General features: G+C 71.5%; 19 protein-coding genes and 1 tRNA gene. 5 read left to right on the forward strand and 15 right to left on the reverse strand.

Features of this window, described 5'->3' with window-relative positions:
- Positions 1-4 precede the first annotated feature (4 nt).
- Together glmU and ACVFI9_RS14200 are read right to left on the reverse strand one after the other, a co-directional pair.
- Positions 5-1,456: a bifunctional UDP-N-acetylglucosamine diphosphorylase/glucosamine-1-phosphate N-acetyltransferase GlmU gene (gene glmU, locus ACVFI9_RS14195; RefSeq protein ID WP_474762858.1), complete on the reverse strand. Its 1,452-nt coding sequence runs from the start codon at positions 1,454-1,456 to the stop codon at positions 5-7.
- A 1-nt stretch (position 1,457) separates the two neighbouring features.
- Positions 1,458-1,529, reverse strand: a tRNA-Gln gene (locus tag ACVFI9_RS14200).
- Between the two features lie 108 nt (positions 1,530-1,637).
- Between ACVFI9_RS14200 and ACVFI9_RS14205 the strand changes: the two genes are divergently transcribed.
- The 3 genes from ACVFI9_RS14205 to ACVFI9_RS14215 all read left to right on the forward strand — a co-directional run bounded on the left by ACVFI9_RS14205 (position 1,638) and on the right by ACVFI9_RS14215 (position 2,979).
- Positions 1,638-1,958, forward strand: coding sequence for an ArsR/SmtB family transcription factor (locus tag ACVFI9_RS14205; protein ID WP_474762859.1), 321 nt, complete (start codon positions 1,638-1,640; stop codon positions 1,956-1,958).
- Positions 1,955-2,395 (forward strand): SRPBCC domain-containing protein, encoded by a 441-nt coding sequence (locus tag ACVFI9_RS14210; protein ID WP_474762860.1) that lies wholly within the window; start codon positions 1,955-1,957, stop codon positions 2,393-2,395. The genes ACVFI9_RS14205 and ACVFI9_RS14210 overlap by 4 nt, the downstream gene beginning before the upstream one ends.
- Positions 2,396-2,487: 92 nt before the next feature.
- Positions 2,488-2,979 carry a MarR family winged helix-turn-helix transcriptional regulator gene (locus ACVFI9_RS14215; protein ID WP_474762861.1) on the forward strand — a complete coding sequence of 164 codons (492 nt, stop codon included), beginning with the start codon at positions 2,488-2,490 and terminating at the stop codon, positions 2,977-2,979.
- 133 nt (positions 2,980-3,112) lie between these two features.
- Here the strand turns inward: ACVFI9_RS14215 and ACVFI9_RS14220 are convergent, their stop codons facing one another.
- The 6 genes from ACVFI9_RS14220 to ACVFI9_RS14245 all read right to left on the reverse strand — a co-directional run bounded on the left by ACVFI9_RS14220 (position 3,113) and on the right by ACVFI9_RS14245 (position 10,071).
- Positions 3,113-3,550 (reverse strand): hypothetical protein, encoded by a 438-nt coding sequence (locus ACVFI9_RS14220; RefSeq protein ID WP_474762862.1) that lies wholly within the window; start codon positions 3,548-3,550, stop codon positions 3,113-3,115.
- 102 nt (positions 3,551-3,652) lie between these two features.
- Entirely contained in the window at positions 3,653-4,312 is a 660-nt protein-coding gene (locus ACVFI9_RS14225) for a methionine ABC transporter permease (protein ID WP_474762863.1), read from the reverse strand.
- Positions 4,312-5,337: a methionine ABC transporter ATP-binding protein gene (locus ACVFI9_RS14230; RefSeq protein ID WP_474762864.1), complete on the reverse strand. Its 1,026-nt coding sequence runs from the start codon at positions 5,335-5,337 to the stop codon at positions 4,312-4,314. Before ACVFI9_RS14230 ends, ACVFI9_RS14225 begins: the two co-directional genes overlap by 1 nt.
- A gap of 97 nt (positions 5,338-5,434) precedes the next feature.
- A complete protein-coding gene (locus tag ACVFI9_RS14235) occupies positions 5,435-6,331 on the reverse strand; it encodes a MetQ/NlpA family ABC transporter substrate-binding protein (protein WP_474762865.1) in 897 nt (298 codons plus the stop codon).
- A 183-nt stretch (positions 6,332-6,514) separates the two neighbouring features.
- A complete protein-coding gene (locus tag ACVFI9_RS14240; protein ID WP_474762866.1) occupies positions 6,515-8,389 on the reverse strand; it encodes an ABC-F family ATP-binding cassette domain-containing protein in 1,875 nt (624 codons plus the stop codon).
- 1,103 nt (positions 8,390-9,492) lie between these two features.
- The gene (locus ACVFI9_RS14245; protein ID WP_474762867.1) at positions 9,493-10,071 is read right to left on the reverse strand and encodes an ArsR/SmtB family transcription factor; all 579 of its coding nucleotides are present in this window, start codon (positions 10,069-10,071) and stop codon (positions 9,493-9,495) included.
- Positions 10,072-10,151: 80 nt separating this feature from the next.
- On the opposite strand from ACVFI9_RS14245, the gene ACVFI9_RS14250 reads away from it, so the two are divergent.
- Positions 10,152-11,189, forward strand: a complete 1,038-nt coding sequence (locus tag ACVFI9_RS14250; protein ID WP_474766273.1) for an aldo/keto reductase — start codon at positions 10,152-10,154, stop codon at positions 11,187-11,189.
- Here ACVFI9_RS14250 and ACVFI9_RS14255 read toward each other — a convergent pair.
- The 6 genes from ACVFI9_RS14255 to ACVFI9_RS14280 form a co-directional block, all read right to left on the reverse strand.
- Positions 11,176-12,108, reverse strand: a complete 933-nt coding sequence (locus tag ACVFI9_RS14255; RefSeq protein ID WP_474762868.1) for a 4-(cytidine 5'-diphospho)-2-C-methyl-D-erythritol kinase — start codon at positions 12,106-12,108, stop codon at positions 11,176-11,178. The genes ACVFI9_RS14250 and ACVFI9_RS14255 overlap by 14 nt on opposite strands.
- A 37-nt stretch (positions 12,109-12,145) precedes the next feature.
- Entirely contained in the window at positions 12,146-12,685 is a 540-nt protein-coding gene (locus tag ACVFI9_RS14260; protein ID WP_474762869.1) for a hypothetical protein, read from the reverse strand.
- 46 nt (positions 12,686-12,731) lie between these two features.
- Entirely contained in the window at positions 12,732-13,637 is a 906-nt protein-coding gene (gene rsmA / locus ACVFI9_RS14265) for a 16S rRNA (adenine(1518)-N(6)/adenine(1519)-N(6))-dimethyltransferase RsmA (RefSeq protein ID WP_474762870.1), read from the reverse strand.
- Positions 13,634-14,473 (reverse strand): TatD family hydrolase, encoded by an 840-nt coding sequence (locus ACVFI9_RS14270; RefSeq protein WP_474762871.1) that lies wholly within the window; start codon positions 14,471-14,473, stop codon positions 13,634-13,636. Before ACVFI9_RS14270 ends, rsmA begins: the two co-directional genes overlap by 4 nt.
- A 137-nt stretch (positions 14,474-14,610) precedes the next feature.
- A complete protein-coding gene (metG, locus tag ACVFI9_RS14275) occupies positions 14,611-16,170 on the reverse strand; it encodes a methionine--tRNA ligase (RefSeq protein ID WP_474762872.1) in 1,560 nt (519 codons plus the stop codon).
- Between the two features lie 41 nt (positions 16,171-16,211).
- Positions 16,212-17,321 carry an NADP-dependent oxidoreductase gene (locus ACVFI9_RS14280; RefSeq protein WP_474762873.1) on the reverse strand — a complete coding sequence of 370 codons (1,110 nt, stop codon included), beginning with the start codon at positions 17,319-17,321 and terminating at the stop codon, positions 16,212-16,214.
- Between the two features lie 391 nt (positions 17,322-17,712).
- On the opposite strand from ACVFI9_RS14280, the gene ACVFI9_RS14285 reads away from it, so the two are divergent.
- Positions 17,713-17,982, forward strand: coding sequence for a hypothetical protein (locus ACVFI9_RS14285; RefSeq protein WP_474762874.1), 270 nt, complete (start codon positions 17,713-17,715; stop codon positions 17,980-17,982).
- A gap of 16 nt (positions 17,983-17,998) precedes the next feature.
- Here ACVFI9_RS14285 and rsmI read toward each other — a convergent pair whose 3' ends face one another.
- Positions 17,999-18,823 (reverse strand): 16S rRNA (cytidine(1402)-2'-O)-methyltransferase, encoded by an 825-nt coding sequence (gene rsmI, locus ACVFI9_RS14290; RefSeq protein ID WP_474762875.1) that lies wholly within the window; start codon positions 18,821-18,823, stop codon positions 17,999-18,001.
- Between the last annotated feature and the right edge of the window lie 22 nt (positions 18,824-18,845).

The raw sequence follows: 18,845 nt of genomic DNA on the forward strand, positions 1-18,845 counted from the left end.
TGCGTCAGTCTTCGACGGGGGCGGATGCCTCGCCGGCGGTCTCGGCGGCCTCGGCGGCCTGGGCCGCCGCGGTGCCGGGCCGGTGCTTCCGGACCCATCCCTCGATGTTGCGTTGGGGTGCCACGTTCACGCCGAGCGCCCCCGCGGGAATGTCCTTGCGGACGACCGTGCCGGCGCCCGTATAGGCTCCGTCACCAATCCTAACGGGCGCGACGAAGACGCCGTGCGACCCGGTCCTCACGTGCGAGCCGATGTCGGAGTGGTGCTTCCGCACCCCGTCGTAGTTCGCGAAGATCGAACCCGCGCCGATGTTCGAGTGCTCGCCGATGGTCGCGTCGCCCACGTACGAGAGGTGCGGCACCTTGCTGCCGGTGCCGATCTTCGCGTTCTTCGTCTCGACGAACGTGCCGATCTTGCCGTCGGCGCCGAGCACGGTGCCGGGCCGCAGGTACGAGAACGGGCCGACGGATGCCCCGGCGCCGATGACCGACAACGTGGCATCCGTGCGCTTCACCTCGGCGTTCTCGCCGACCTCGCAGTCGACGAGCGTCGTATCGGGGCCGACCACGGCGCCCGTCGCGATGACGGTGGCGCCCTTCAGCTGGGTGCCCGGGCGGATCGTGACATCGGGATCGATCTTCACGTCGAGGTCGATCCATGTCGTCGCGGGATCCTCGACGGTGACGCCGTTGAGCTGCCACCCGCGCACGATGAGCGCGTTGAGGCGCGCGGCCGTCTCGGAGAGCTGCGCCCGGTCGTTGATGCCCGCGACGAGCCACGGCTCGGAGACCGGCACGGCCTCGACCTCGCTGCCCGCTTCGCGGAGGTGCTGGATGACGTCGGTCAGGTACTTCTCGCCCTGCGCGTTGTCGGTCGTGAGGTTCGCGAGCTGGTCGCGCAGGGCGCTCGCGCCGAACGCGTAGATGCCCGCGTTGATCTCGGCGATGCCGCGCTCCTCCTCGGTGGCATCCTTCTGCTCCACGATGCGGCGGAAGGCGCCGCGCTCGTCGCGCACGATGCGTCCGTAGCCGCTCGGGTCGTCGTACCTGGCCGAGAGCACGGAGGCCTGCGCGGCGTGGCCGCGGTGCTGTTCGAGGAACGCCGCGAGCGTGTCGGCGTCGAGCAGCGGCACGTCGCCGTTGAGCACGAGCACCTCGCCCTCGAAGTCCGCGGGGAGCGCGGCGAGCGCCTGTTCCACCGCGCGCCCGGTGCCCGGCACCTCGTCCTGGTCGACCACGACGCACGCGGGCAGCACCGACTCGACCGTGGCGGCGACCTGGTCGCGCTCGTGGCGCACGACCGCGATGACGTGCGCGGCGTCGAGCGCTTGGGCCGTGCGGAGCACGTGGGACACGATCGGCGCTCCGGCGAGGGGGTGCAGGAGTTTCGGCGTGGCGGACTTCATGCGCGTGCCCTGGCCGGCGGCGAGGACGATGATGGCGAGTTGCTGATCCATGCTCCGCCACCAGGATTCGAACCTGGTCCTCACAGCTCCAAAGGCTGTCGTGCTGCCGTTACACCATGGCGGACCGCGCGGGCGGGGCCCTGCGCGCCAACCAGTCTGCCATGGCGCGGAGGGGTGCTCGCGGCATCCGGGTCTTGTCATGTGACCTTTTGGTCACCTATTATCGATGGCGATGGATGACGACGATCTGGTGTTCAAGGCACTCGCCGACGCCACGAGGCGCCGCCTGCTCGACCACCTGTTCGAGCACGACGGCGCCCGTCTGGCCGATCTCGAGGGATTGGCCGACATGACGCGGTTCGGCGTCATGAAGCATCTCCGGATCCTCGAGGAGGCCGGGCTGATCAGCACGCGCCGCTCGGGCCGGGAGAAACGGCACTACCTGAACGTGGTGCCCATTCGCCTCATCCACGACCGATGGATCGACAAGTACCGGGTCGGGCCGGCATCGGCGCTCTCCGACCTCAAGCGAGAACTGGAGCATCCGACATGACGACGACGCAGATCTACCACGTCTTCATCCGCGCGAGCGCGGACGAGATCTGGGAGGCCATCACGCGCCCCGAGCACACCGCGAGGTACTTCTACGGCGCGCACATCGACACCACGGCGCAGGAGCGCGTCAACCGCGGTCCCGACGGATCGGACTGGGGCACCGAGGCCGTGCTCGAGTTCGACCCGCCCCGGCGGCTGGTGCACGAGTGGAGGTCTGGGTACGACGACGAGCTCGCTTCGGAGCCGGCGAGCCGGGTCACCTGGGAGATCTCGCCACGCGACGACGGAACCTGCCTGGTGACACTGACCCACGACCGGCTCGAGGCGTCGCCGAAGACGGCCGAGGGGGTCGGAGGCACGGGCTGGATGTACGTGCTGAGCGCCCTGAAGACCGTGCTCGAGACGGGCGAACCGCTCGTCGCCTCCGGCCCCTGAGCCCGTCGAAGGGAGCCCCCTGAGCCCGTCGAAGGGAGCCGGTCAGCGGGCGCGCGCCATCGCATCGCCGCATCCGCCGGGATAATGGCGGGATGACGGAAGCTGACGAGGTCGACCGGATCGTGCGCGACTGGGAGCGCGAGCGACCCGACCTCGACTTCGCCCCCCTGCAGGTGCTGTCGCGCGTCGCACGCCTCTCGAAGCACCTCGACCGCGCCCGGCGCCAGGCGTTCACGCGGTCGGAGCTGGAGTCGAGCGAGTTCGACGTGCTGTCGGCGCTCCGTCGCGCAGGCGCGCCGTACCGGCTCTCGCCGAAGCAACTGCTGCAGCAGACGCTCGTCTCGAGCGGCACGATGACGAACCGCATCGACCGCCTCGTCGAGCGGGGCCTCGTCACCCGCCAGACCGATCCGCACGACGGCCGCGGCATCCTCGTCGAGATGACGCCGGCCGGCCTCACGCGCGTGGATGCCGCGATCACCCGCCTCGTCGACGCCGAGGCGGAGCTCCTCGCCGAGCTGCCGGCGGCGGAGCAGAAGCGGCTCTCGGCGCTGCTGCGGAAGCTGAGCCTCGGGTTCGACTGACGCTCGGTGCCGGTCGAGCCGCGTGAGCGTGGGCGTGGCGCCGAGAAGTCGCAGATGGCGGGTCGGACCCTGCAAACGCGACTTCTCGATCGGGAGGAGGACGAGCCCTCGGTCCCCGATCAGCGCCGGACGGTCACGCGTCGTCGTCAACCGCGAGCCAGCGCACGCCGCCGTCGTGGAGGATGAGCTGCGCCCGCACGGCCACGCCCTCGGCCCGGCACGCCTCGGCGAGCGCACGCGCCCACTCGCGGTCGCCCGGCGTCGGCTCGGCGCCGCCCGGCCGCTCCCATACGAACACCACCTTGGCGGCGCCGACCTGGCGGACGATGCTCGACAAGCGGTCGGCGATGAGTTGCGCCGCCGTGCTGCCCTCGCCGCTCGGCAGGTCGGGGCGATCGGGATACCCGGCCATGGGCATGAGGAGCGGCAGCTGCACGTCGTCGTCATCGAGGTAGAGCGTCCACCACTGACGTCGAATGGCATTCCGGAGCAGCAGTGCGACGCGCTCCTCCACGTCGCGGTCGGTCGTGATCGGCAGGCGGGCCGCCTCGTCGGCGTGCAGTCGGGTCATGCGGCGATCGTGGCGGGGACGCGCCGCCCGCGGCATCCGCTCAGCCACCGCTGTGGAGACCGGCACGAGCCGCCGGCCTGCCGAGGACGAGTCACGCCTCGGCTACCGGCGCAGCACGCGGCGTGCCAGCCAGTTGCCGAGGAACTGCACGCCCTGCACGAACACGACGATGAGGAGCACCGCCGCCCACGTGACGGCCGGCTCGAACTGCCGATACCCGTACACGAGCGCGAAGTTGCCGAGCCCGCCGCCGCCGATGAAGCCCGCGACCGCGGTCATGTCGACGATCGCGACGAGCACGAACGTGTAGCCGAGGATGAGCGGGCCCAGCGCCTCGGGGATCACGACCGTGCGCAGGATGCGCAGCGGGCCCGCGCCCATCGACTTCGCCGCCTCGATGACGCCGGGCGAGACCGTGAGCAGGTTCTGCTCGACGATGCGCGCGATCGCGAACGATGCCGCGAGCGAGAGCGCGAAGATGAGCGCGTTGTTGCCGATGCCCGTGCCGATGACGAGCCGCGAGAGCGGCTGCACCGCGGCGATGAAGATGATGAACGGGATCGGCCGGAAGAAGTTGATCACGACGTTGAGCACGTTGAACACGACCCGGTTCGACAGGAGGCTCCCCGGCCTGGTCGTGTAGAGGCCGATGCCGATCACGAGGCCGGCGAGCCCGCCGAAGAGCAATGTGAGCGCCACCATGTAGAGCGTCTCGGCGGAGGCCACCCAGAACTCGGTGCCCAGTTCGAGCAGGCGATCCATCAGCGGGCCTCCGTCACGTCGACCCGCGCGGCGATGCGCGCGAGGGCGGCGTCGATCGCGGCATCCGGCCCTCGGAGGGCCAAGGTCAGATGCCCGAAGGCGCGGCCCTGGATGTCGTTGATGCCGCCGTAGACGAGCTCGAACTCCACGCCCGCGTTCGCGAGCTCGAGGAAGACGGATGCCTGCGACGCGTCGCCGTCGCGGAACGAGATCGTGGCGATGCGACCCTCGTGGCGCTCCCGCAGCACGGCGAGCTCCACCGGCGACGGGATTCCCTTCACCACCGTCGCGACGAACCGCTGCGACGACGGGTTCTGCGGATCCGAGAACACGTCGAAGACGTCGCCCTGCTCGATGACCCGGCCACGGTCCATGACGGCGACCTTCGTGGCGATCGACTGGATGACGTCCATCTCGTGCGTGATGACGATGATCGTGACGCCGAACTCGCGGTTCACCCGCTTCAGGAGCTCGAGCACCTCGTGCGTCGTCTCGGGGTCGAGCGCGCTCGTCGCCTCGTCGGCGAGCAGCAGTCGCGGCGAGGTCGCGAGCGCGCGAGCGATGCCGACGCGCTGCTTCTGTCCGCCCGAGAGCTGGTCGGGGTGGTTCCGCGCCTTGTCGGCGAGTCCCACGAAGTCGAGCAGCTCGTCGACGCGTGCCGCGATCTCGGCCTTCGGCCGCCCGGCGACCGTGAGCGGGTACGCGACGTTCGCACGCACCGTCTTCGAGTCGAAGAGGTTGAACTGCTGGAAGATCATGCCGATGCCGAGCCGCATGCGGCGAAGCTCCCGCTCGCTCATCGCGGTGATCTCGCGGCCGTCGACCTCGATGCTCCCGGCGGTCGCGGGCTCGAGCGCGTTGACGAGCCGCACGAGCGTCGACTTGCCCGCTCCCGAATAGCCGATGATGCCGTACACGTCACCGGCGTCGACCTCGAGGCTCACGTCGTCGATCGCGACGACGGGCGCGCCTCCGGCGGGAGCCGGATAGGTCTTGGTGACGTTCCTCAGCGCGACGAGCGCCATGTGCGTGATCTTCTCCTGCAACGCCGCACCGGGCGACGGACGCCGTCTCCGGCGCCCGTCGCCCGATCGGCGAGCGATCGATCGTCGGGCGCGACGATCAGCCCTTGGCGGCCTCGGTGTCGGCCTCGACCTTGGCGAGCGACTCGACGAGGTCGGCGACGGGCGTCTGCACCGAGAGGCCGGTTCCGCCCGAGGACTCGAGGAGCCCGGCCTGCACCTCGGGGTCGGTCTGGAAGATCTCGACGAGCTTCAGGTACGTCTCGTTCTCGGCGTCATCGGCGCGCGTCGCGAAGATGTTCACGTAGGGCAGCGCGTTCGGGTCGCTGGGGTCGTCCTTCGCGATGGCGTCCTCGAAGGTGAGGCCGGCGTCCTCGACGAAGTCGTTGTTGATGATCGCGGCGGCCACGTCGGGCAGCGACGTCGGCGTGAGCGACGCCTCGAGCGCGGTCACCTTCACCTTGGACTTCGCCTCGTCGATGTCGGCGAGGTCGGAGAAGATCGTGCCGCCGCTCGTCAGCTCGATGAGTCCGGCGGACTGGAGCACGAGCAGGGCACGGGCCTGGTTCGACGCGTCGTTCGGCACGGCGACGGTCTCGCCGGCGGGGATGTCCTTCACCGAGTCGTACTTCGTCGAGTAGAGCCCCAGCGGGTAGATCGCGGTGGAGCCGATGGGCGTGAGGTCCTCTCCGGCCGACACGTTGTAGTCCGCGAGGTAGACGATGTGCTGGAACTGGTTGAGGTCCAGCTCCCCCTCGGTGGTGGCCGGGTTCGGCTGCGCGTAGTCCGAGAAGTCGATGATCTCGATCGTGATGCCCTCGTCGGCGGCGGCCTCCTCGAAGGCGGCCCACTGCGGGTCGCCCTTGCCGACGACGCCGATCTTCACGACGTCGTCACCCGCGGTCTCGCCGGAGGCGGGCGTCGCGCAGGCCGCGAGGCCCGCGAGCAGCGGAACGGTCGCCAGGGCGGCGAGGAGCTTGGTGGTGGTGCGTGACATTCCTGTGATTCCCTTTCGCGTGAGCGCACGCGATCGGGTGCCGATGGCGGGGAGGCATGGCTCCGCCGGGTGAGTCGTGACGAGGGGGCGACGTTGCCGCGAACGCGGGCGCAACAACCACGTTAGGCGAAGGATCTGCGCCTCCCGACCGATCGGTCATGATTGGTCACAGTTCCTGCGGCGTCATCCCTCGATCGCTTCAGAAACTTCGAGCCAGCGAGTCTCGAGTTCGGCGACGGATGCCTCGAGCTCCTGCAGTTCGTCGCCCAGCACGCCGAGGCCCACGTAGTCGCCCTGGTCGTGCAGGGCGAGCCGCTCGTGCAGGCGCGCGATCTCGGCGGCGAGCTTCTCGAGGCGCCGGTCGATCGACGAGAGCTCCTTCTCGGCGTTGCGGCGCTCGGCGCCGGTGAGCGCCTCTGCGGGCCGAGGAGTCGGCGAAGCCGGCGCCTCGATACCCTCGGTGCGCGCGAGGTCGGGTCTCGACACGCGCTCGGCTTCGCCTGGCCCTGCTCGGCCAGCAACCCGCAGCTCGAGGTACTGCTCGACGCCGCGCGGCAGGTCGCGCAGGTGCCCGTCGAGGATCGCGAACTGACGGTCGGTGACGCGCTCGATGAGGTACCGGTCGTGGCTCACCACGAGCAGCGTGCCGGGCCACGAGTCGAGCAGGTCCTCGATCGCGGCGAGCATGTCGGTGTCGAGGTCGTTCGTCGGCTCGTCGAGGATGAGCACGTTCGGCTCCTGCAGCAGGATGAGCAGGAGCTGCAGGCGCCGCTTCTGCCCACCCGAGAGGTTCTTCACGGGCGTCGAGAGCTGCGCGTTCGTGAAGCCCAGCCGTTCGAGGAGCTGGCCGGGCGTGAGCGACACCGCCTTCGACCCCGTCCCGACCGTGTACTCCGTGCGCTGCTCGGCGACCACCGCGCTCACGCGCTCGTCGGCCCACTCGGCGAGTTCGGCGAGCTCCTGGCTGAGCGTGGCGATCTTCACGGTCTTGCCGCGCTTCACGCGTCCGGTCGTCGGCTGCACCGCGCCCGTCACGAGCCCGAGGAGCGTCGACTTGCCCGCCCCGTTCACACCGAGGATGCCGGTGCGCTCACCCGGCGCGATGCGCCACTCGAGGTCGTGCAGCACGGTGCGCTCGGTCGGCGCGCCGGGCGGGGCATCCGGAACCGGGTAGACCACCGACACGTCGAGGAGGTCGACGACGTCCTTGCCGAGGCGCGACACCGCGAGGCGGTTGAGCTCGACGGGGTTCCGCACCGGCGGCTCGTTCTCGATGAGCTGGTTCGCGGCCTCGATGCGGAACTTCGGCTTCGACGTGCGGGCAGGGGCCCCGCGGCGGAGCCACGCGAGCTCCTTGCGCATGAGGTTCTGGCGCTTGGCCTCGGATGCCGCGGCCATGCGGTCGCGCTCGACGCGCTGCAGCACGTACGCCGCGTAGCCGCCCTCGAAGGGCTCGACGATGCCGTCGTGCACCTCCCACGTGTCGGTGCAGACCTCGTCGAGGAACCACCGGTCGTGCGTCACGACGACGAGCGCGCCGGCGTCGGCAGCCCATCGCGTCTTCAGGTGCCGCGCGAGCCACGCGATGCCCTCGACGTCGAGGTGGTTGGTGGGCTCGTCGAGGAACACGACGTCCCAGTCGCCGACGAGCAGCGCCGCGAGCCCGACCCTCCGCCGCTGCCCGCCCGAGAGCGCGCCGACCTGGCCGCGCCACGGGACATCCGCGAGCAGCCCGCCGATGACGTCGCGCACCTTCGGGTCGCCCGCCCAGACGTGCTCCTCGATGCCGCCGACGACCGACTCGGCCACGGTCAGGCCGGGATCGACGACGTCGGCCTGGTCGAGCATGCCGATCCGGATGCCGCGGCGGCGCGTCACGCGCCCCGCGTCGGGCTCGAGTCGACCCGCGAGGAGCTTCAGGAGCGTCGACTTGCCGTCGCCGTTGCGGCCGACGACGCCGATGCGGTCGCCCTCGTCGACGCCGAGGGTGACCTCGTCGAAGACGGTGCGCGTCGGGAACTCGAGGTGCAGGCGCTCGGCGCCGAGGAGGTGTGCCATGTCCCACCGAGCCTAGCCGCCGCGGGTCGGCGTGGGCTGCGCGTGGCACGCGCCGGCCGGCGCCGGCCCGCGCCGTCGGCGCGCCGTCGTGCGCGCGTCGGTCGTGCGCGGCCTCTGCTCTGGGCGAGTCGATGCCATTCGCACCGCTCCCCGCTTCCTGCGGTGCGGATGACATCGACTCGCGTTCCGGTCGCCAGCCGCGAGCCCGCAGGCGAGCCGCCACGCGCTCGCACATGGCCGCCGAGTTCCGCGCCTCGCCGTCGGCGCTCACGTCGTCGGCGGTCACCTGCACGATCGACCAGTCGAAGTCGGCGATCCGCTCCAGGCGCCCGATGTCGCGGCGGAACGCGTCCGCCGGGCGATGCAGGTCGCTCTGGTACTCGAGCCCGACCCGATACGCCGGGTACGCGAGGTCGATCATCGCGACGAGGGACCCGTCGGAATCGAGCACCCGGTGATTGCACTCCGGCTCCGGGAGGCCGCCGCGCACGAGATCGAGACGCAGCAGCGACTCCCGGCGCGACAGCGGACCCGATCGCGCCAGCTCCAGCGCCTCGCGCAATCGCGCGGCGCCGCGGCATCGCGGATGCCGCTCGATCGCCGCCGCGAGGTCGTCGCGCGTGCAGCGCGGCGCTCTGCCGTCGAAGGGCTGGGTGCCGGTGAGCAGGAAGTCCGCGGCGGCCACGAGGTCGTCGACCGACAGGCGCGCCGCGCACTGCACCCACGCGCTCGCGGCGTCGACCATCCGGAGACCGCCGCGCACGTGCACGGTGACGCGCTCGAATCGGATGGCGTGGCCGGTGACGCCCCGGCCGGCCGGAGGAGCCGAGTGTCGCGGCACCGAGACGTGCAGCGTCGGCGCTGCTCCCTGATCCGAGCCCGACGATGGCGGCGGCATCGCGGACGCCGGCAGCGGGACGCCCCAGAGCGCGGCCGCCGTCTCGTGGCTGAACACCTGCCGCCGGGGCATCCGCTCAGGGTGCACCGATCCGGGGCGACGGGCCGGGGCCTCTCCACAGGGCCATGCGGCGGCTCTCGCACCGTCGATGCCGAATGCACCGCTCGCCGCATTCGACGGTGCAGATGGCATCAACGGCCGGATCTCAGGGTCGCGAGGGGAACGCCCGCACGAAGGCGAGCACCGAGCGACGATCGGCACCGTCGTCGGGAAGCTCGCGCCGACGCCACCGCAGCAGCAGCTCGTCGAGTTCGCGACCGAGCTGCGCGAGCTCGTCGGGGGTCAGCCGCAACCAGGTGCGGCTGGACACGGCCGCGTCGTCCCACGGCGGCTCCGCCGCGGCGAGGAAGGCGCGTGCCCGCTCGACGTCACGAGCGAGCATCACCGCGTCGGCCGCCGCCGCGGCAGACTCCGCCGCCGGGCGGTCGCGGAACTGCCCGGCCGACCAGCGCATGCCGCGGGTGACGAGCTTCCAGCGTCGCTGGCGGAGGTCCGCGGCATCCGGTGCCGCGCGTTCGACGAGACCGGCGTCGACGAGCACGCGCAGGTGATGCGAGGCGCTGCCCGTGGCGACGCCGAGCACGTCCGCGAGCGCGCCGGTCGTCGACGGCCCGTCGACGGCCAGGGCGTCCATGATGCGCGCACGGTCGGGGTGCGCGAGGGCGGCGAGCGCGCGCACCTCGTCGACCGTGCGTACGTCTCCGGGGGCTCCATCTCGTCGCATGTGACCGAGCCTAGTCAATTTCGCAACCATATTTGCGCAAATCTGCTTGCCGAACTAGGGTCGGGCCTGTGACCACCGACATGCCCACCACGATCCTCGGGCGGACCGGCATGACCGTCTCCCGCTTCGCGCTCGGCACCATGATGTTCGGCGCCGCCGGCAACCCCGATCACGATGACTGCGTGCGCATCATCCGCACCGCCCTCGATCGCGGCATCAACTTCGTCGACACGGCCGACATGTACTCGGCCGGCGAATCCGAGGTGATCGTCGGCAAGGCCCTGCGTGACCGGCGCGATGACGTGATCCTCGCGACCAAGGGCCACTTCGCGCTCGGATCGGGCCTCAATCGCGGCGGCAACTCCCGGCGCCACCTGCTGCGCGCCGTCGACGCGAGCCTGAGCCGCCTCGGCACCGACTGGATCGACCTGTACCAGGTGCACCGGCCCGACCTCGACACCGACCTCGAGGAGACCCTCGGCGTGCTCACCGACCTCGTGCGCGCGGGCAAGATTCGGGCGTTCGGTTCCTCGACGTTCCCCGCCCACGAGGTCGTCGAATCGCACCGGGTCGCCGAGGCGCGTGGCCTCATGCGGTTCCGCACCGAACAGCCGCCATACAACCTGCTCGCACGCGGTGTCGAGCGCGACCTGCTCCCGGTCGCCGAACGCTGGGGTATGGGCGTGCTGACCTGGAGCCCGCTCGCGTTCGGGTTCCTCACCGGCCGCTACCGGCGCGACGCGGCACCGCCCGCCGCCGAGGGTCGCGCGGTGCTCCGGCCCGCGTGGTTCGACCCGGCGGATGCCACGACCGCGCGCAAGCTCGACGTGGTCGAGCAGCTCGTGCCCGTCGCCGACGGACTCGGCGTCTCACTGCCCGAACTGGCCGCCGCGTTCCCCCTGGCGCACCGGGCCGTCACCTCGGTGATCGTCGGCCCGCGCACGCTGCCGCAACTCGAGTCGCTGCTGCCTGCCGGCGCCCTCGTGCTCGACGACGAAGTGCTCGACCGCATCGACGAGATCGTCCCGCCCGGCACCGACGTGTACGCACCGAACGGCGCCTTCGACGCACCACGACTGGCCGATCCCACGCGGCGGCGGGCGATCAGGCGTAGCTGACGCGTGCGCCGTGCACCGGTCCGTGCACGTGCACCGCGGTGAGGCGCGCCGCCGACAATGCGACCTGCAGGTCGATCGCCGAGCCGGCGTCTTCGGCGAGGAACGCGACGGTCGGTCCCGAACCCGACACGATCCCCGCGAGCGCCCCGTGCGCCTCGCCGAGCTCGAGGATGCCGCCGAGCCCCGGCGCGAGCGCGAGGGCCGCCGGCTGGAGGTCGTTGTGCAGCGCTCCGGCGAGGCGATGTGCGTCGCCGGCTCGCAGGGCCTGCAGCACGGAGGCGGCCACGACGGGCGGCGCGTCGACGGCCATCGGCCGCGTCGTCTCGGCCCGCTGCCGGTCGAGCTCGCCGTAGACGGCGGGCGTCGAGAGGCCGAACTCGGCGAGCGCGAGCACCCAGTGGAACGAGCCGGTCGCGAGGGCCGGGCTCAGCCGATCGCCCCGGCCGGTGCCGATGGCGGTGCCGCCCGACAGGGCGAACGGCACGTCGGCGCCGAGCTTCGCGGCGAGTCCGTGCAGTTCCTCCTTCGACAGCGCAGTGCCCCACATGGCGTCGCACGCGATGAGGGTGGCCGCGGCATCCGCCGAACCCCCGCCCATGCCGCCCGCGATGGGCACGTGCTTCTCGATCTCGAGTCGCACGCCGCCGGGCACACCCGCGGTACGCGCGAGCAGCTTCGCCGCCCGGATCGCGAGGTTCGAGGCATCCGTCGGCAGGCCCGAGGTGTCCACGCTGCCCGAGAATCCGACGCTGAACTCGTCGTCGGGCCACGCCCGCACATCCTCGTAGAGCGAGACCGCCTGGTACGCCGTGGCGACGTCGTGGTACCCGTCGGACTGCACCGCGCCGACGCGCATGAAGAGGTTGATCTTGCCCGGCGCCCGCACACGCACTGCCTCGTCGGTTGCCGCGATCGTCATGCTGCCACGCTATCCCACGAGGTCGGACGTCCCCCCGTCAGCCCACCGCCTGCAGCCACTCACGCAGGTCGGCCTTGATCTCGGCGAGTCGGGTGCCGTCGCTCATGCGACCCCAGGTCAGGCCGATCGACGAGCGCCCCTCGCCGACCGGACTCGCGCTCGCGAGCACGAACTCGCCGCTGTCGAGCGGGAACCGCGCGGTCGGATGCTTCGCCGTGAGGTTGAGGGCGAGCGGCTCGACGTCGAGCTCGGCGGTGACGACCGCCGCGAGGGCCCGCAACGCGTCGGCGGGAGCGAGCGCGACGGTGCGGCTGACGCTCGCCTCGAACGTGCCGTCCTGCCGCTGGCCGGGCTCGCGGATGCCGCGTGCCTGTTCGTAGGCCACGGTGAGGTGCTGCGCCCACCACGCGTCGACGCCGTGCTGGTCGGCGAGCCACGACGCGACGTCCTTGTGCCGCCACGTGGCGGCACCGGCCTCGTCGAGCATCACGTACCACTCGGAACGCGCGCGTCCCGTCGCCTCCATGACGGCGTCGTCGCTGATGCCCTCGGCGCTGCTCCCCACCGGCGTGTCCATGGCACCACGGTAGTGCCGCCGCCAGCGCCTGTGAAGGGCGCCGCGGTCAGGCGTCGACCGGTGCAGATGCCGGTGCCGAAGCGGCCCGCGCGATCGCGAGGAAGTCCGCCACGCGAAGCTCCTCGCCGCGCGACTGGGGGTCGACACCGGCGTGTTCGAGTACCGCCGAGGCCGCCCCCGACGTGCCGCCGAGCACGGCCGACAGCGACTGCCGCAGCATCTTGCGGCGCTGCTGGAACGCCGCGTCGACGATCGCGAACGTCGCGCGTCGTTCCTCCTCGGTGCCCGGCTCCTCACCGCGCTCGAATCCGACGAGCACCGAGTCGACGTTCGGCACGGGCCAGAACACCATGCGCGAGACCTGCCCGGCGATGCGCCAGGTGCCGTACCAGGCGGCCTTCACGCTCGGCGAGCCGTAGACCTTCGAACCGGGTTCGGCGGCGAGCCGGTGGCCGACCTCGGCCTGCACCATGACGATGCCCGACGCGAGTGACGGGAAGTGCTCGAGCAGGTGCAGCAGCACGGGCACCGACACGTTGTACGGAAGGTTCGCGACGAGCCGCACGGGCGGCAGCCCGGGCAGCGAGGTGACCCGCAACGCGTCGTCGTGCACGACCGTGAGGTGGGTGCCGGGCTGCATGAGGCTCGCCGTGTGCGGCAGCTGTTCGGCGAGCCGTCCGTCGATCTCGACGGCCGTGACGGATGCCCCGGCCTCGAGCAGCCCGAGCGTCAGCGACCCGAGCCCGGGGCCGATCTCGAGCACGGTCTCACCCGATCGCACCCCTGCGGCGTGCACGATGCGCCGCACCGTGTTGGCGTCGTGCACGAAGTTCTGTCCGAGCTTCTTCGTGGGCGTGACGGCGAGATGCTCGGCGAGATCTCGGATCTCGACCGGGCCGAGCAGGCGCGGGGAGCTCTCGGCGCCATCGGCCGCATGCCGATGCGCGTTCACCGCGGCGCTCCCTGCGACCCCTCTGCCCCCCGCACGGGCTCATCTTGCCACGACCCGTACACTGCGACGGTGTTCGACGCGAGCTGTTCGCAGAACTCGTCGAGCGGGATGCCGAGCACATCCGCCATGAACCGCACGGTGTGCGGCACGAGATACGGCGCGTTCGGTCGCCCGCGCAGCGGGACGGGCGTGAGGTACGGGGCATCCGTCTCGACGAGGATCCGATCGCGCGGCGCGACCCGCAGCGCCTCACGCAGGTTCTCGGCGTTCTTGAACGTCACGTTGCCGGCGAACGAGAGGTACCAGCCCTCGGATGCCGCGAGCCGGGCGAGCTCCTCGCCGCCCGAGAAGCAGTGGAACACCGTGCGCTCGGGGGCACCGACGCGCCGCAGCGTCGCCACGACCTCGTCGTGCGCGTCGCGGTCGTGGATCTGCAGGGCGAGCCCGTGCCGCTTCGCGATCTCGATGTGGGCCTCGAACGCGCGGAACTGGGCGCCGCGTCCGTCGTCGCCGGTGCGGTAGAAGTCGAGTCCCGTCTCGCCGATGGCGCGCACGCGCGGCCGGGCCGCCAGCTCGTCGATCACGGCGAGGGCGTCGTCGAGGGTTCCGGATGCCTCGAGCTCGGGCGCCTCGTTCGGATGCAGCGCCACGGCCGCGAGGAGCCTCGGCTCGCGTTCGGCGACGTCGGCCGACCAGCGGCTCGTCGCGACATCCGTGCCCACCTGCACCGCACCGAGGACACCGACGGAGGCGGCGCGCTCGAGGTGCTCGTGCACGTCGAGCGGGAGGGCGCCGTCGGCGATCTCCAGGTGGGTGTGGTTGTCGTACACGCCCACGGCGAGGGGCTCGGGCGGCGGCGGGTACCCCCTCGCTCCGGTCCCTGAGCCCGTCGAAGGGCCGGAACGCGTGCGGAGGTGCTCGGACCTCCCTTCGACAGGCTCAGGGACCTCGACTGGCTCAGGGACCGAGCCCGTCACTCGCTCACCTCGACGCGCGGAAAAAGCGCCTCGAGCGCAGACACCTGCACGCCGACGCTCCACTCGTTCGCCCGGTCGATGCGCTGCTCCTGCACGGTGCCGGGCGCGCCGAGCGCGGTCCAGAGCTTCGCGGTCGCCTTGGGCAGCACGGGCGAGAGCAGCACGGCGAGCGTGCCGAGCCCGTGGTACGCGGTGGCGAGCACGGTCTCGAGGCGGGCGCGCTGGTGCGGATCCTTGGCGAGCGTCCACGGCTCCTCGACCGTGAGGTACCCGTTGAGGGCGTCGACGAGCTCCCACGTCGACGAGATGGCCTCGTGCACGGCGAGCCGCCCGATGGCCGACCACGCGGCATCCGTCGCCCGCTGCTCGATGGCCGCGATCTCGTGGTCGGCGGCGGAGAGCTCGGCGGCGCTCGGCACGACGCCGTCGCAGTACCGGTTGATCATGGCGACGACGCGCGACGCGAGGTTGCCGAACCCGTTGGCGAGCTCGGCCTGGTAGCGCGCCGAGAGGTCCTCCCACGAGAACGAGCCGTCCTGGCCGAAGTGGATCGCCGAGAGGAAGTAGTAGCGGAACGCGTCGGAACCGAACGTCTCGGTGATCTGCTCGGGGGCGATGCCCGTGAGCTTCGACTTCGACATCTTCTCGCCACCGACGAGGAGCCAGCCGTGGCCGAACACGCCGCGCGGCACCTCGAGGCCGGCCGCCATGAGCATGGCCGGCCAGATCACGGCGTGGAATCGCAGGATGTCCTTGCCGACGATGTGCTGCGCGGGCCAGCGGCGGGCGAACTCCTCGTCGTCCTGCCCGTAGCCGACGGCGGTGATGTAGTTGAGCAGCGCATCGAACCACACGTAGACGACGTGCGTGTCGTCCCACGGCACCTTCACGCCCCAGTCGAACGTCGAGCGCGAGATCGAGAGGTCGGCGAGCCCCGAGCGCACCCAGCCGAGCACCTCGTTGCGCGCCGACTCGGGCTGCACGAAGTCAGGGCGCTCCTCGTAGAGCGCGAGCAGCCGGTCGGCGAACGCCGACGTGCGGAAGAAGTAGTTCTTCTCGTGCAGGAGCTCCACGGGCTTGGAGTGGATCGCGCAGACCAGCTGGCCCTCGTACTCGCCCGCGCCCTGGACGAGCTCGGACTCCTGCTTGTACTCCTCGCACCCGACGCAGTAGTAGCCCTCGTACTCGCCCGTGTAGATGTGGCCGTCGTCGTAGAGCTTCTGCAGGAACTTCTGCACGTTCTGCTCGTGGCGCTCGTCGGTGGTGCGGATGAAGTCGTCGTTCGCCACGTCGACGGTCTCGAGCAGCGGCTTCCACGCGTCGGCGACGAGCTTGTCGGCCCACTCCTGCGGCGTCACGTCGTTGGCCGTGGCGGTGCGGAGGATCTTCTGGCCGTGCTCGTCCGTGCCGGTGAGCATCCACGTGTCGCGTCCCGCCTGGCGGTGCCAGCGTGCGAGCACGTCGGTGGCGACCTCGGTGTACGCGTGCCCGATGTGGGGCACGTCGTTCACGTAGAAAATGGGCGTGGTGATATAGAACGAGGAGGCGTCGGCCATGCGCTCAATCCTATGGGCGCGCGGATGCCGCTGCCGCCGCGTTACCGGCCGCTGGCGTGCTCCTCCCGCTCGTGCTCCTCGCGCTCGTGCTCCTCTCGGTGCCGCCGCCGCACGCTGCCGTCGGCGAGGGCGGGAGGAATCGCCTCCTCCACGTCCAGGTGCTCGTGCGGCGTGAGCACGCCGAGCGTCACGTCCTGCTCCTTGAGCGCCGGCTCACGGACCCGTTGCCCCCGGTACTCGACCATGCGCAGGCCGAGCACGATCTTGCCCGGCGCCTCCCGCTTGTCGAGCGCACGATACGCGTCGGCAACCGAATCGAGTGCGAAGACGTCCGCGATGGGGAGGCGGATGCGACGTGCGGCCGCGAGGGCGGCGACCCTGCCGAGGGCCACGGCGTCGCCCGCCGAGATGCGCACCGCGCCGTGTTCGTCGACCGCGTCCCAGTCGAAGATCGTGAGGATGCGCGCGGGCGGCACGCCGAGCGCCTTCGCCTCGCGCACCTCGCCGCCGAGGAAGTCGAGGAACGCGCTGATCGGCTCGGACGTGAGCGCGCGCACGCGGTCGGCGAGTCCGGCACCGTAGCCGGTCGGGATCACCCCGAACTGCCGCAGGAAGTCGAATCTCGCCTCGGCGCTCGTGCCGATGACCGTGGCACCGCGCATGCGGGCGAACTGCGCGGCGAGGCATCCGACCCCGCCCGCGGCCGCGGTGATGACCACCGTGTCGTTGGGCCCGAGTCCAAGGCCTTCGACGGCGTTCCACGCCGTGGTGCCCGCCGTGTACAGCGACCCGGCGACCTCCCACGACAGCCCCGGCGGGCGCGGCATCAGGTTCTCCTCGGGCACGACCACGTGCGTCGCCTGCGCGCCGCGAGCGACGAAGCCCATGACCTCGTCGCCACGGCTGAACCGGGAGGCGCCCGGCCCGTTCGCAATGACCACGCCGGCGAGGTCGCTCCCCTGCGTCACCGGGAGGTCCACCGGCCATCGCTCGCGATGATCGCCCCGGCGGATCGAGCTCTCGACCGGGTTCAGGCCCGTCGCGAACACCTCGACGAGCACCTCGCCCTCGCCCGGTTCGGGCGTGGGCACCTCGACGACCTCGAGTGCCTCGGGGCCGCCGAATCGGGAGTACTGCACTGCGTGCGCCATGTCGCACCTCCACCAGCATCATCCGCTGATGTCATTGTCCCCCTCTCGGGGGAGAAACGACAGGGTCGGGCGGGCGCACGGCGGCATGGACACGGGGCGACGCCACCTCTGGGCGACGCCGCCTCCGAATCCCGGGTTCCCGCGACCTCAGTCGCAGGAGCCCGGGATTCGGCGCATCGAGAGCGTCGGGGCCGGCTCCGTCGGCGCGGACACAACCGGTGCTGGTCTCGAGCGGGCCTCGCGCGCCCACACGGCAATAGGTCGACGAGCCGGCCTCGGCGCGTCCCGGATGTCGCGAGCGCGAGCGTGCGGGCGAGGGGCCCGTGGCGTGTCGGTCCGCCTCCGGCCAGCCATCGCGGGCAACGGGCTGCGGACACGAGATAATCGACGCATGTCTTCCTCCGTCGAGTCCCGCTCCAATCCGACAGCCTGGGCCGCCTTCTGGTTCGCGCTGGCCGGCCTCGTGCTCATGCCCATCCCGCTGTTCATCGGGCTGATCCTCGGCGGCGGCCTCTCGATCGTCGCCGCAATCCTCGCCGTGATCGCCCTCCTCAAGGGACTCGCGCGCAGCGGCAAGGGCATCGCGCCCGTCGTGTTCGCCGCGATCTTCATCGCGCTCACGTGGGGCGGCATCTCGGTCGGCGGCGGCACCGTCTGGTAGGTCGGGCGACCACACTTCAGCTCGAGCGGCGGGCGGCGAGCGCGGCCTCGTAGAGCTCCCGCTTGCCGAGGCCGCTCTCGGCGGCCACGAGCGCGACCGCGTCCTTCAATCGGGTTCCGGATGCCGCGAGCCCGAGCACCCGTTCGAGGGAACCCGCAGCATCCGCCTGCTCCTCGGCCGCCCCGCCCACGACGACGCAGATCTCACCGCGCACCCCGCCCTCGGCCCACGCGGCGAGTTCGGCGAGCCCGCCGCGACGCACCTCCTCGTGGAGCTTCGTGAGCTCGCGGCACACCGCCGCCGGGCGCTGGGCGCCGAACGCGTCGGCGAGCGCCGCGAGGCTCGCGGCGAGCCGCGACGGGCTCTCGAAGAACACGAGCGTGCGGCGATCACCGGCGAGTTCGGCGAGCCGTCGCGCACGCTCCCCCGCCTTGCGCGGCAGGAAACCCTCGAACGCGAACCGGTCGGTCGGCAGCCCCGACACGGCGAGGGCGGTGATGACGGCCGACGGCCCGGGGATGGCGGTGACCTCGACGCCTGCGGCCGCGGCCGCCTGCACGAGCGGGAAGCCCGGATCCGACACGGTCGGCATGCCCGCGTCGCTCAGCACGAGGAGGTCCTGGTCGCGCGCGAGCTCGACGAGCTCGGCGGCCTTCTGCCGCTCGTTGTGCTCGTGCAGCGCGATGAGCCGTGGGCGGTTGTCGATGCCGAGCCCCGCGAGCAGGCGCTGGGTGACGCGGGTGTCCTCGGATGCCACCACCGACGCATCCTCGAGCGCCTCCCGCAGCCGGGCCGACGCGTCGCCGAGGTTGCCGATGGGCGTGGCCGCGAGGATGATCATGCCCCAAGTGTCTCAGGGTGCG

The organism is Agromyces sp. NSFZ (assembly GCF_056156205.1).